11 protein-coding genes and 1 pseudogene are annotated in these 13415 nt (G+C 60.3%); 6 read left to right on the forward strand and 6 right to left on the reverse strand.

The window, feature by feature from the left end:
* The first annotated feature begins 2 nt into the window (after positions 1-2).
* Entirely contained in the window at positions 3-467 is a 465-nt protein-coding gene (locus CLM71_RS21525) for a YrhA family protein (RefSeq protein WP_105232816.1), read from the forward strand.
* 54 nt (positions 468-521) lie between these two features.
* Here CLM71_RS21525 and CLM71_RS21530 read toward each other — a convergent pair.
* Positions 522-824 (reverse strand): annotated as a pseudogene (locus CLM71_RS21530) (Presumed portal vertex protein); the annotation flags it as partial.
* A gap of 172 nt (positions 825-996) precedes the next feature.
* The gene (gene ssb1 / locus CLM71_RS21535) at positions 997-1536 is read right to left on the reverse strand and encodes a single-stranded DNA-binding protein SSB1 (RefSeq protein WP_015962066.1); all 540 of its coding nucleotides are present in this window, start codon (positions 1534-1536) and stop codon (positions 997-999) included.
* Positions 1537-1804: 268 nt separating this feature from the next.
* On the opposite strand from ssb1, the gene uvrA reads away from it, so the two are divergent.
* Positions 1805-4633 carry an excinuclease ABC subunit UvrA gene (gene uvrA / locus CLM71_RS21540; protein WP_105232817.1) on the forward strand — a complete coding sequence of 943 codons (2829 nt, stop codon included), beginning with the start codon at positions 1805-1807 and terminating at the stop codon, positions 4631-4633.
* A 218-nt stretch (positions 4634-4851) separates the two neighbouring features.
* A complete protein-coding gene (locus CLM71_RS21545; protein ID WP_105232818.1) occupies positions 4852-5904 on the forward strand; it encodes an NAD(P)-dependent alcohol dehydrogenase in 1053 nt (350 codons plus the stop codon).
* A 34-nt stretch (positions 5905-5938) separates the two neighbouring features.
* Here CLM71_RS21545 and maa read toward each other — a convergent pair whose 3' ends face one another.
* The 4 genes from maa to CLM71_RS21565 all read right to left on the reverse strand — a co-directional run bounded on the left by maa (position 5939) and on the right by CLM71_RS21565 (position 9244).
* Complete coding sequence (gene maa, locus CLM71_RS21550; RefSeq protein WP_105232819.1) at positions 5939-6496, reverse strand: maltose O-acetyltransferase; 558 nt, start codon at positions 6494-6496, stop codon at positions 5939-5941.
* A gap of 147 nt (positions 6497-6643) precedes the next feature.
* A complete protein-coding gene (locus CLM71_RS21555) occupies positions 6644-6997 on the reverse strand; it encodes an MmcQ/YjbR family DNA-binding protein (protein ID WP_015962070.1) in 354 nt (117 codons plus the stop codon).
* Between the two features lie 153 nt (positions 6998-7150).
* Positions 7151-8170, reverse strand: coding sequence for a LacI family DNA-binding transcriptional regulator (locus tag CLM71_RS21560; RefSeq protein ID WP_105232820.1), 1020 nt, complete (start codon positions 8168-8170; stop codon positions 7151-7153).
* A gap of 21 nt (positions 8171-8191) precedes the next feature.
* Positions 8192-9244: a Gfo/Idh/MocA family protein gene (locus CLM71_RS21565; protein ID WP_105232821.1), complete on the reverse strand. Its 1053-nt coding sequence runs from the start codon at positions 9242-9244 to the stop codon at positions 8192-8194.
* A 290-nt stretch (positions 9245-9534) separates the two neighbouring features.
* On the opposite strand from CLM71_RS21565, the gene CLM71_RS21570 reads away from it, so the two are divergent.
* Genes CLM71_RS21570 through CLM71_RS21580 form a run of 3 tightly spaced genes read left to right on the forward strand, consistent with a single transcriptional unit; the run spans position 9535 to position 13388 of the window.
* A complete protein-coding gene (locus CLM71_RS21570) occupies positions 9535-10251 on the forward strand; it encodes a gluconate 2-dehydrogenase subunit 3 family protein (RefSeq protein WP_105232822.1) in 717 nt (238 codons plus the stop codon).
* Between the two features lie 40 nt (positions 10252-10291).
* Complete coding sequence (locus CLM71_RS21575; protein ID WP_105232823.1) at positions 10292-12064, forward strand: GMC family oxidoreductase; 1773 nt, start codon at positions 10292-10294, stop codon at positions 12062-12064.
* A 1-nt stretch (position 12065) separates the two neighbouring features.
* Entirely contained in the window at positions 12066-13388 is a 1323-nt protein-coding gene (locus CLM71_RS21580; RefSeq protein ID WP_105232824.1) for a c-type cytochrome, read from the forward strand.
* Positions 13389-13415: the final 27 nt, after the last annotated feature.

The following is a 13415-nucleotide window of genomic DNA, read 5'->3' on the forward strand; positions in this document are numbered from 1 at the left end:
GTATGACAGAAATTAATAAAGCAGTAAGTTTGTTTAATGATATTTGCCAGCGATTGGGGGGCGCGCTTAACCCACCCTACCGAGGCGAAATCAATAATTATCACTTTAGTCGGGGTATTGAAGACGAACAGCCGGATTTTTGGAGGCAATACGGCGAGTTTTCCCGTATCAGTGATGGAATTAATTTTGATGGGATAATATTTCATCCTTTGGATGAAAATGATAAAAATAACATTTTCTTGAATAATGATATTTTATCTAAAGAGAAAGGGTTTTATGATGAATCCCTAGATGGTTTTATTGTTATTGGCTCGGATGATACTGATATTTTTGTTTTTAATACTGAAAATAAAAAGTGGGAAGCCAGAGACCGTATAGCGAGCGATTATGTTTATGATTCTTGCGATACGTTAAGCGATTTGATTATGGTTAAAACAAAAGAACTAAAAGAGCGTCATGGGTTGTAGTGGTGGTTGAAAAATATTGCATATGAAAATAAAGCCGCCGAGAGGCGGCTCCTGTCATTCAGAGGGCAACTCATAATCTTTGAAGTTGATCACCTCTTCCCCTAACCAGTCGTTCACCTCTTTGATGCGTTCCTGCAGTGGGATTAACTCGTTACGAAAAAATGCCTGAGCGGCTTTCTTGACGTCGCCAAAACCGCCGGTATTGCTGGGGATAATCCTCATCATTTGCGGCGGCACGCGGTGTGCGCTCAATAGGTCATCGCGGCTGACGTTTTTGATGTTGAAAAAATCGTCCTTGGTGGCGACCTCGGACAGCGGCACGATCTTGATACCGTCCAGTTTACCATTCAGCGCGTACAATCGGCTGAACTGCAGGTCTGACGGCTAAACCGGTCACGGTTTTTTACCTTCTCCGACCTAACCGATAACCCAAAAGCACCCAGTCAAATTCTTCCTTTGCAGACATAAAAAAAGCCCCGTGTATCGGGGCTTCTGGCGCGGACATTGGCAGAAATGTCTGAGGTATTTTTTAGAACGGGATATCGTCGTCAAAATCCATTGGCGGTTCGTTGCTGCTGGCCGCCGGCGCGCTGCTTGGCGCTGGGCGCGACTGCTGTTGCTGGCCGCCGCTGAACTGGTTGCCGCCCTGCGGCTGCTGAGGCTGACCCCAACCGCCCTGGCCGCCCTGACCACCGCCTGCCGGTGCACCGCCGCCGCCCTGACGGCCGCCCAGCATCTGCATGGAACCGCCGACGTTTACCACCACTTCGGTGGTGTAACGGTCCTGACCGCTCTGATCGGTCCATTTGCGGGTCTGCAGGGAACCTTCGATATACACCTGCGAGCCTTTACGCAGATATTCGCCGGCCACTTCCGCCAGCTTGCCGAACAGCACAACGCGGTGCCACTCGGTCTTTTCTTTCTGCTCGCCGGTCGCTTTATCGCGCCAGCTTTCGGAGGTAGCCAGGGTCATGTTGGCGACCGCGCCACCATTCGGCATGTAACGGACTTCGGGGTCTTGGCCCAGATTCCCGACCAGAATTACTTTGTTTACGCCTCTGCTGGCCATGAACTCTCTCCTGAAGAATGATTTTTACACAGTATAAACGAGTCAGTTTACCACGCGAAAGCTGAAACCACACCCGCCTTGATAACTGCGCATTGTATTCCAAAATTGTCACCACGATCGACAACGTTTCATACGAACACTGGATATTCATTCAGGCTTTTTTGTGTCATAATTATGCGTTTCGTACTGGCTGTGGCGTTTTTTTGCGCACCTGGTCACAAAACCAACCGTAAAGCCGCACGGCGTATCACCAAGACGGGAAGTGTAAATGGACAATATCGAAGTTCGTGGTGCTCGAACCCATAATCTCAAAAACATCAACCTGATCATCCCGCGCGACAAACTGATTGTGGTCACCGGGCTGTCCGGCTCCGGCAAGTCCTCGCTGGCCTTTGATACGCTGTATGCCGAGGGGCAGCGCCGCTACGTCGAATCGCTCTCCGCCTATGCCCGCCAGTTCCTGTCGCTGATGGAAAAACCGGACGTCGACCATATTGAAGGGCTGTCGCCGGCGATCTCCATCGAACAGAAATCGACCTCGCACAACCCGCGTTCCACCGTCGGCACCATCACCGAAATTCATGACTATCTGCGCCTGCTGTTCGCCCGCGTCGGCGAGCCGCGCTGCCCGGACCACCACGTGCCGCTGGCGGCGCAGACCGTCAGCCAGATGGTCGACAACGTGCTCACCCAGCCGGAAGGCAAACGCCTGATGCTGCTGGCGCCGATCGTCAAAGATCGCAAAGGCGAACACACCAAAACGCTGGAGAACCTGGCGACGCAGGGCTATATCCGCGCGCGCATCGACGGCGAAGTGTGCGATCTGTCCGATCCGCCGAAGCTGGAGCTGCAGAAGAAGCACACCATCGAGGTGGTGGTCGACCGCTTTAAAGTACGCGAAGACCTGGCGCAGCGGCTGGCGGAGTCGTTTGAAACCGCGCTGGAACTGTCCGGCGGCACCGCGGTGGTGGCCGATATGGACGATGACAAAGCGGAAGAGCTGCTGTTCTCCGCCAACTTCGCCTGTCCGATCTGTGGTTACAGCATGCGCGAGCTGGAGCCGCGCCTGTTCTCGTTCAACAACCCGGCCGGCGCCTGCCCGACCTGCGACGGCCTGGGCGTGCAGCAGTTCTTCGACCCGGATCGCGTAGTGCAGAACCCGGAGCTGTCGCTGGCCGGCGGCGCCATCCGCGGCTGGGATCGCCGTAATTTCTACTATTTCCAGATGCTGCGCTCGCTGGCGGAGCATTATCAGTTCGACGTCGAAGCGCCGTTCAACAGCCTGAGCGCCAGCGTGCAAAAAGCAGTGCTGAACGGTTCCGGCAAAGAGTCGATCGAGTTTAAATACATCAACGATCGCGGCGACACCACCGTGCGCCGCCATCCGTTTGAAGGCGTGCTGCACAATATGGAGCGCCGCTATAAAGAGACCGAATCCAGTGCGGTGCGCGAGGATCTGGCCAAATTTATCAGCAACCGTCCGTGCACCTCCTGCCACGGCACCCGCCTGCGTGAAGAAGCGCGCAACGTGTTTGTCGAAGACACCACGCTGCCGGAGATTTCGGATCTCAGCATCGGCCACGCGATGACCTTCTTCCAGAACATCAAGCTGAGTGGCCAACGCGCCAAAATCGCCGAGAAAGTGCTGAAAGAGATCGGCGACCGCCTGAAGTTTCTGGTTAACGTCGGCCTAAACTACCTGTCGCTGTCGCGCTCGGCGGAAACCCTGTCCGGCGGCGAGGCCCAGCGCATCCGCCTGGCGAGCCAGATCGGCGCCGGCCTGGTGGGCGTGATGTACGTACTGGACGAGCCGTCCATCGGCCTGCACCAGCGCGACAACGAACGCCTGCTGGAAACGCTGATCCACCTGCGCAACCTGGGCAACACGGTGATCGTGGTGGAGCATGACGAAGACGCCATCCGCGCCGCCGACCACGTGATCGATATCGGCCCCGGCGCCGGCGTACACGGCGGCCAGATCGTCGCCGAAGGCAGCGTGGAAGACATCATGGCCAAGCCGGACTCGCTGACCGGCCAGTTCCTCAGCGGCAAGCGCGAAATCGCCATTCCGCAGGAGCGCGTGGCGGCAGACCCGAACAAGGTGCTGAAACTGAGCGGCGCGCGCGGCAACAACCTGAAGGACGTGACGCTGACGCTGCCGGTGGGGCTGTTCACCTGCATCACCGGGGTGTCCGGCTCCGGCAAATCGACGCTGATCAACGATACGCTGTTCCCGATCGCCCAGCGCCAGCTGAACGGCGCCACCCTCGCCGAACCGGCGCCGTTCCGCGAGGTTGCCGGCCTTGAACACTTCGACAAGGTGATCGACATCGATCAAAGCCCGATCGGCCGTACGCCGCGTTCCAACCCGGCTACCTACACCGGCATTTTCACCCCGGTGCGCGAACTGTTCGCCGGCGTGCCGGAATCACGCAGCCGCGGTTATACCCCGGGCCGCTTCAGCTTTAACGTGAAAGGCGGCCGCTGCGAAGCCTGCCAGGGCGACGGCGTAATCAAGGTGGAAATGCACTTCCTGCCGGACATTTATGTGCCCTGCGACCAGTGCAAAGGCAAGCGCTACAACCGTGAAACGCTGGAGATCAAATACAAGGGCAAAAGCATTCACGAAGTGCTGGAGATGACCATCGAAGAAGCCCGCGGGTTCTTCGACGCGGTGCCGGCGCTGGCGCGCAAGCTGCAAACCCTGATGGATGTCGGCCTGTCCTATATCCGTCTTGGCCAGTCGGCGACCACGCTGTCCGGCGGTGAAGCACAGCGCGTCAAACTGGCGCGCGAGCTGTCCAAGCGCGGCACCGGCCAGACGCTGTATATCCTGGATGAGCCGACCACCGGCCTGCACTTTGCCGACATCCAGCAGTTGCTGGCGGTGCTGCATCAGCTGCGCGATCAGGGCAATACCATCGTGGTGATTGAGCACAATCTCGACGTGATCAAAACCGCCGACTGGATTGTCGATCTGGGGCCGGAAGGCGGCAGCGGCGGCGGCGAGATCCTGGTGTCCGGCACGCCGGAAACCGTGGCGGAATGCCGGGAATCACACACCGCGCGCTTCCTCAAGCCGCTGCTGAAACGCTGACGCCTGATGCGCACGGCGGGTGGTCACGCAGACCGCCCGCCGTACGAACATTGAACAGAAACAGGCAAGATTCCAACACTATCAGGCATTTCCCTCCCCCGGCGCAGCACTTATTATCAACCTTCCCTCAGCGGCCGCCTCATCACTCAGGCCGCACCTCACCGGCATTCTGCTGCCGGAAAAAACACCTTTTGCACTGATTGATAACTGGAGTAACCATGAATATTACGCATGCCTATGCCGCGCATGACGCGCAGTCTGCGCTCGTGCCTTTCGATTACTCACCGCGCACGCTGCGCGAACACGATGTCCAAATCAAGGTGCTGTTTTGCGGCGTCTGCCATTCCGATCTGCACCAGGCGCGCAACGAATGGAATAACACCCTCTATCCGGTGGTGCCGGGCCATGAGGTCGTCGGCCGCGTCAGCGCCGTCGGCAGCGGCGTGACCACCTATCAGGTCGGCGATCTGGTCGGCGTCGGCTGCATGGTCGACTCCTGCCGCAGCTGTCCAAGCTGCGAGGAAGGGCTGGAGCAGTATTGCGAAAATGGTTTTACCGGCACCTATAACGGCCAGGATCGCCAGACCGGCGCCGTCACCTACGGCGGCTACTCCACCGATATGGTGGTGGATCAGGACTTTGTGCTGCGGGTGCCGGACAACCTCGATCCGGCCGGCGTCGCGCCGCTGCTATGCGCCGGTATCACCACCTATTCGCCGCTGCGCCAGTGGGGCGTCGGCCCGGGTAAAAAGGTCGGCATCGTCGGTCTCGGCGGGCTGGGGCATATGGGGGTGAAACTGGCGCGGGCCATGGGCGCGCATGTGGTGCTGTTCACCACCTCGCCGTCGAAAATCGAAGACGCCAAACGCCTGGGCGCTCATGAAGTGGTGATTTCCCGCAACCCGGAGGAGATGGCGCAGCATACCAACAGCTTCGACTTTATCCTCAATACGGTGGCGGCTCAGCACGACCTGAACCCGTTCCTCGACCTGCTGCGCCGCGACGGCACGCTGACGCTGGTCGGCGCGCCGGAACACGATCATCCGTCACCGCAGGTGTTTAACCTCATTCTGAAGCGCCGCCGCATCGCCGGCTCGCTGATCGGCGGCATTGCGGAAACTCAGGAGATGCTGGATTTCTGCGGTCAGCACGGCATCACCTCGGATATCGAGCTGATTCCGATGCAGCAGATCAACCAAGCCTATGAGCGCATGCTGAAAAGCGATGTGAAATACCGCTTTGTGGTGGACATCGACTCGCTGCGCGCCTAAGCGCACCACGGGCGCCCGCTGCGGCGCCCGACTTTTACAGCCGCTTCAGGATACGCGCCGGATTACCGCCCACCACGCAGTTGGCCGGCACGTCTTTGGTCACCACCGCGCCTGAGGCAATCACCGCATTATCGCCGATGGCCACACCGGGGTTGATCACCGCCCGTCCGCCGATCCACACGTTATCACCGATGGTCACCGGTTTGCCGTACTCGGCGCCGCCGACGCGGCTTGCCGCATCCAGCGGGTGCGTCGCGGTATAGATGTGCACGCCCGGCGCCAACATGCAGTTATCGCCGATGCGCACCTCGCAGACGTCCAGCATCACGCAGTCGAAGTTGGCGTAAAAATTTTTTCCCAGATAGATGTTGTAACCATAGTCGCAGCGGAAGCTGGGTTCGATGGTGCCGCCCTGATACTGCCCCAGCAGCTGCGTCAGCCACTGCCTGCGCTGCTCGCCCTCCTGCGGTGCGCAATGGTTGTACTGATGCAGCAGTTGGCGCGCCCGCAGGCGTTCACTGCGCAGCAGCTCATCGCCGGCGTCATACAGTTCACCGGCGATCATCTTGCATTTTTCTTCACTTGTAGCCATCAGACGCTCCCTTTTGCGATTCGCTCTACGGCCATCAGCCTAGACGCTTGCGTCAATGATGAGAAAGGGAACGTTCCCAATGTGTGTTAACGATCACACCTTCGCCTGAAGGCCGTTGAAGAGGCGTACATGGGAAAATGGCCGTAGTCAGGCCTGCAGCCCCTGGCGCACCTGCTCTGGCAGCCCCGACAGCACCAGCTGGTACGAACCGTCAATCAGGGTATAAAACTGCGAGTCCGGCAGGCCGCCGTCCAGATAGACCGCATTCCAGTGCGCCTTGTTCAGATGCTCGCAGGGGACAATTTCCGGATGCAGCTCACGCAGATTTTCCGCCTGCTCCGGGCTGGATTTCACCGCCAGCGCCGGGCGGCCCTCAATCTCCCACACCATGGCGAACATCACCTCGCCGACCTTCACCTGGCTGGCCTGCCACTGATTCTGGTCGCTCTGCTGCGCGCCCGGTTTCGCCATGCAATATTGCAATAATGCTGAAGAATTCATGGAGTTAGTCCCTCGATAAATGTCCGTCGTCCGGCGTGCTGCGCCGCGCGTCCGTGGCGAAGCGGCGCAGCCGCCGTCAAGAATACTGGCTACATTTTGAGCATAGAAGGAATTGAGGGAGATACCACGCTTTTCACGCCGGGGACGTACGCCCTACTCGCAATTTTCTGCGGTGAAGATTTTAAAATCTACCTTCCCGCTCTGGTACATGTCGACGGCGTCGCCGCCTCCCAGCTGGCCCAGCATCAGGTCGATCGCCAGCTGCGCATGCTGGCGGGCATCCTGGTCGATCACATAAGACAGGCTGTCGTTATCCAACAGCCGGCGCGTCAGGCTGTACAGCTCATGGGTGATATAGACGCACTCTCCCAGCAGCCGGTGCTTCGCCAGCTCGGCGCTGATTTCAGTGTTGCCGGAACCGGTGTTATACAGCCCGACGATATGGCCGTTTTTGTTCAGCGTTTCCGCCAGCAGACGCCGGATGGTATGGCGTTCGTCACGCCCCACCAGCACCTCTTTCAGGTCAATCTGCGGGAAGCGCTGGCGCAGCACCGCCCGGAAGCCCTCAATGCGCTGACGGTGCGCGCTGTAGTCGCTGCGGCCGCTGACCATCACCACCTCGCCCGGCGCCTTCAGGGTGCGACCCATCAGCAATCCGGCGGTGCGGCCCGCCTGCAGCTGATTGACGCCGACGTGGCACAGGCGCTCGGCATGCGGCAGATCGGTCACGATGGTGATCACCGGAATATCCCGCGCCCGGCAGTCGGCCAGCGCCGCATAGACCGCAGGGTGATCGTGCGCAAACACGATAATGCCGTCCCGTTGACGACTGCACGCCATGATATGCTCGGCCAGCCTGACCGGGTGGGATTCAGAGATAAACGTCCGGTGCAGCGTCACCCGGCGGTAGCCGAGCGCGCCGGCCAGTTCGCTGAAACTGTTATCGAGCTTTTTGAAAAAAAATGAGCCGTTGCCGCTCAGAATCACCTCGATGCGCCAGGGGTGCTGGTACGCCTCGGGCAATACCCGGTTAAAACCGTGCTCGCGCGCGGCCAGCAATACCTTGCGCGCCGTCTCCGGCGCTACGCCGCCGCGTTCATTCAGCACCCGATCCACCGTCGCCACGCCGACGCCGGCCAGCTGCGCCAGCCTGCCGATGGTTAACTTCTTCATCTCTGCTCCCCGCGCGGCGGGCTAAGCCAGCCGTGCCGCCGCGCGCTCTTCGTTAAAGACGATACCCAGCTGGCGGCGCACTTCATCCATCGTGCGCAGCGTCATCAGCGAGGTATCCAGCGGGCGCACCGGCGACTCCGTCAGCCCCTGTCCGATGCACCATGCCGCGTGCTCAATTTCATAACTCAGTTGTACATAGCGTCCGCCCCGGTCCTGCCAATGCAGCCGTCGGTTGCCCTGGCTGGACTGCAGCGTGAAGTCGCCGGGTGCGTAAAACTGCCCGTCCAGATACAGCGTGGCGTCGCGCCCGGCGATCGTCGCCGCACCGGAGGTATGGCTGAACAGCGTGGTATTCAGCACCGCCTGCATGCCGTTGCCGTAGTTAAACAGCATCGACGCCTGGCCGTTTACCCCGCCCGGCGCGGGCTGCCCGTACGCGACGATCGCCTCCGGCACATCGCCGGCAATGCCGATGCTGAATGATATCAGGTAACTGCCCAGATCCAGCATCGGACCACCGGCCAGGTCGGCATTAAAAATACGGTGTTCCGGGGTGAAGAACTCGCCGTGATCGGCAATCAGGGTGTGCAGATCCCCCAGATCGCCGTTGGCCAGCAGCTGGCGCAGCACATCATATTTCGGCGTAAAGTCGCACCACATCCCCTCCAGACAGAAAAGGCCACGCGCCCGCGCTTCATCCCGCAGCGCCCGCCCCTCACGGGCGTTAAGCGCCAGCGGCTTTTCAATCAGCGCGTGTTTACCGGCCTGCAGCACCCGCATGGCGTCGGGAAAGTGGTGGTTGTGCGGCGTGGCGACGTAAACCACATCCAGCTGGTTCAGCGCCAGCATCTCGCCAAGGCTCTGACAGGTCTGGGGAATATCCCAGCGCGCGGCGAACGCCGCCGTTTTCTCGGCGCTGCGTCCCGCCACGGCCACCAGCTGCTGCCGGGTCTGGCCGCGCAGCGCCGCAGCGAAATGGTCGGCAATCCAGCCGGGGCCGATAATCCCCCAGCGCAGAACGGGAATGCTTTCAGGCGCCAGCCGCTTCGGCTGAGGTAAGGCGGTGGGAAACATAAGGCTCTCCTCGTGTGTTTGATGAGCGGGACGGCGTACTGTCAGGACAACGTGAACTCACTATAGGAAGCCAAAAGCGGGAAAGAAACCGGGCCGATGATGGAAAACCATCAACGAAAACCTTCCCTGCCGACACGGAAGAAATTATTCTCGCCGCGTTGTTAACACTTTATTAATTTCTTTATTCGCATGTAAAAAACAGCGCTGGGCGCGTCCCCCGTTCATGGCGCGGACGTGAAACGTGAAAAAATAAAAAAATAGTTTTTGAGCAATTAATCGGCAGGGAATTTATGAAACGCAGAGAATTTCTCACCTCAGTGGTCGCGCTGGGGGTGGCTTCGTCGTTGCCTACGGCACAGGCCGACGTCATCAACGGCGGGCAACCCTGGAACCCCGGCGACATCAACACGCCACCAGCGCCGCCGCGCCAAGGCGGCCTGCAGTACTTCACGCAGCATGAATTCGATACCGTCGCCATCATCGCCGAGCGCTTTATTCCGGCCGATGAACTGAGCCTCGGCGGCAAAGAGGCCGGCTGCGCCACCTTTATCGACCGTCAGCTGGCGGGCGACTACGGCAACGCCGTCGCTCTCTACCGGCTGGGACGTTTTGTCAAAGGCACCCCGCAGCAGGGGCCGCAGTCGCCGCTGACGCCGGCGCAGCGTTACCGCCAGGGCCTGGCGGCGCTGGATAGCGCCACCAGGGCGCAGTTCGGTAAGGACTTTATCGCCCTCGACCAACAGCAGCAGGAGCGCATCCTGCACGCCATGGAGACCGACCGCTACGATCTCGGCCCGCAGGTGGAAACCAAGGTGCTGTTTGAGCTGCTGCTGCAAAACGTACGCGAAGGCTTCCTGGCCGATCCGATTTACGGCGGCAATAAAGACATGACCAGCTGGAAAATGATTGGTTTCCCGGGCGCGCGCTATGACTTCCGCGATCTGCTCGGTAAGAAAGGGCAAAAGCTGAACATCATCCCCACCAGTTTAATCGATAACACGCTTTGATCCCGCGCCGCTGTCGCGCCGAGCAATTGTGAGTCCAACTATGAAAAATGTACGTCCAAAAGCCGATGTGGTTATCGTCGGCCTGGGATGGTGCGGTTCTTTGATCGCCGAAGAGCTGACCCGCGCCGGATTAAACGTCGTCGCCATCGAACGCGGCCCCTGGTTTGAAACCGCCACCGATTTTCCACCCTCCATCGATACCGATGAACTGCGTTGGGATACCCGCCGCAGCATGCTGCTGCCGCCTGCGGTGGAAACCACCACCTTCCGCAACCACCGCAGCGAAAAAGCGCTGCCGACCCGCGACTGGAACCTGAACGAGCTGGGGTATAACGTGGGCGGTTCAGGCACCCACTGGGCGGGCATGGCCTGGCGCTTTACGCCGTTCGACCTGCAGCCGTACACCCAGACCGTCGAGCGCTACGGCAAACAGCAGATCGCCGACGGTCTGATTCTGCAGGACTGGGGCGTTACCTATGACGAGCTGGAGCCATTCTACGACCGCTTCGAGAAGATCGCCGGCGTCTCCGGCAAGGCCGGCAAGCTGAACGGCGAAATTATCCCGGGCGGCAACCCGTTTGAAGGCAACCGCAGCAGCGAATACCCGCTGCCGCCGCTGGAAGGACTGCGCCTGACCGACCTGTTCCGCGATGCGGCCACGTCGCTGGGGCTGAACCCGTTTATGGTGCCGGCGGGCCAGACCTCCCGCGCCTACGTCAACCCGCTGGGGGTACGCATGGGTCCCTGCACCTACTGCGGCTACTGCCTGTACTACGGCTGCGGCAACTTCTCCAAATCCAGCCCCAACGCCTGCGTGGTGCCGGCCCTGATGCAGCGCGAGAACTTTACCGTGCTTACCGACTCGGCGGTGGTGCGGGTCAACAAGGCCGCTGACGGCAAAACCGCCACCGGCGTCACCTATCTGGACCGCAATAAAAAAGAGTGGGAACAGCCAGCCGATATCGTAGTGCTGTCGGCGTTCCAGATGCAGAACGTGCGCCTGCTGCTGCTGTCGAAAATCGGCCAGCCTTACGATCCCGTCAGTAAAACCGGCGTGGTCGGCCGCGCCTACAGCTTCCAGACGGTGGCCGGTGCCAATTTGTTCTTCGAAGACGAAAACCTTAACCCGTTTATCGGCGCCGGCGCGCTGTCGCAGCAGGTGGATGACTATAACGGCGATAATTTCGACCACAGCGGACTGGGCTTTATCGGCGGCGCCGGCCTGTTGGTGGTCGCCCGCGGCGCACGCCCGATCGGCAATGCCGACGCGCTGCCGCCCGGCACGCCACGCTGGGGCAAGGCATGGAAAAAAGCTTACACCCACGCCTTCCAGAACGGCTCCTTTATCTTCGGCCAGGGCACCAGCTACTCGCACGAAGATTACTACCTCGATCTGGATCCGGAATACACGGACGATAACGGCAACCCGCTGCTGCGCGTCACCTTTGACTACAACGAAAACGACCGCCGCACAGCACGCTTTATCGAAGAGAAAAGCGTAGAGCTGGGCAAGGCGATGGGCGCCAAGATCGTCATCGGCACCAACTCCGCCTCCGGCCGTTACTCGCCGTACAACCTCGCCAGCGATCACACCATCGGCGGCGCGGTAATGGGCAACGATCCGAAAACCAGCGTGCTGAACCGCTATCAGCAGTGCTGGGACATGCATAACCTGTTCGTGCTGGGCGCTTCCTCCTTCCCTAACAACGCCGGTTACAACCCGACGGGCACCATCGGCGCGCTGAGCCTGTGGACGGCGAAAGCGATTATCGAACAGTACGTCAAAAACCCCGGCCCGCTGGTAAAGGTGTGAGATGAAAAAAATCAAAATTGCAGGCGGGATCGCCGTGGTCGCCGCCGCCGTGGTGGTTGGGCTACTGTGGAAAAACGGCGATGCCAGCGCCGATAACGTGGCGGACGACCGGACGCTGACCAGCCAGCCGCCGTCCGCGGCGGACGCGCAGGCGGTGATACGCGGCAAATACGTGGCAATTGCCGGCGACTGCGTGGCCTGCCATACCGCGCCGGGCAGCAAGCAGCCGTTCTCCGGCGGCTATCGGATCGACACGCCTTTCGGCGGTATTTACGCCAGCAACATCACCCCGGACGTTGAAGACGGTATCGGCAGTTGGAGCGAACGCGACTTTTTCCGCGCGGTGCGCCACGGCAAGGGCAAACAGGGGGAAAACCTCTACCCGGCGATGCCGTACAACGCCTATATCAAAGTCAGCGACGCCGATATGCACGACCTGTGGCTGTATATGCGTTCGGTCAAGCCGGTGAAAAACAAGGTGCCGGAAACCCGGCTGCCGTTCCCGTACAACATTCGTCTGGCGATGATGGGCTGGAACCTGTTGTTCTTCGACAACAGCGGCTTTACGCCGGATGCCGGCCAGTCGGCACAGTGGAACCGCGGCGCCTATCTGGTGCAGGGACTGGAGCACTGCGCGGCCTGCCACACGCCGAAGAACCTCATCGGCGGGGATACCTCCGCCTATCTGCAGGGCGGCAATCTGGGCGAGTGGTACGCGCCGGAAATCACCGGCAACCGCTACACCGGCATCGGCGAGTGGACGGAAGATCAGGTGGTGGACTACCTCAGGCTGGGCAGCAACCACGTCGCCGTCGCCTCCGGCCCAATGGCGGAGGCGGTCAGCAACTCTACCCAGCACCTGACGGAGCAGGACCTGCGCGCCATCGCCGTGTATCTTAAATCCCAGCCGGGATCGGATCGGCAAAAACCGGCACCGCTGGCCGCAGACAGCGCACAAATGAAGATGGGCGCCAACGTCTATGCCGCTAACTGTACCGCCTGCCATAACAGCGACGGCAAAGGCATCCCGAACCTGGCCACCAGCCTGGCCGGCAACCCGGCGATTATGGCGCCGGACGCCGCATCGCTGGTGACCACCGTTCTGCAGGGCGGCCGTGGCGCGGTGACCGTGGGCAATCCCACCAGCGGCGCGATGCCGAGCTTTGCCTGGAAGCTGTCGGACGAACAGGTGGCGGCGGTGACGACTTACATCCGCAATAGCTGGGGCAATGCGGCGCCGGCCATAACGAAGGATGAGGTCGCGGAGAAACGCAGCCTGCTGCAGCTGCCGCCGCAGATGGCGCAAGGCAGCGCCGACAAATAGCGGCGCGGCTGACGGGACGGGGGCGAT

Origin of the sequence: Serratia sp. MYb239 (genome assembly GCF_002966855.1) — a bacterium.
Classification (GTDB): Bacteria; Pseudomonadota; Gammaproteobacteria; order Enterobacterales; family Enterobacteriaceae; genus Serratia_B; species Serratia_B rhizosphaerae.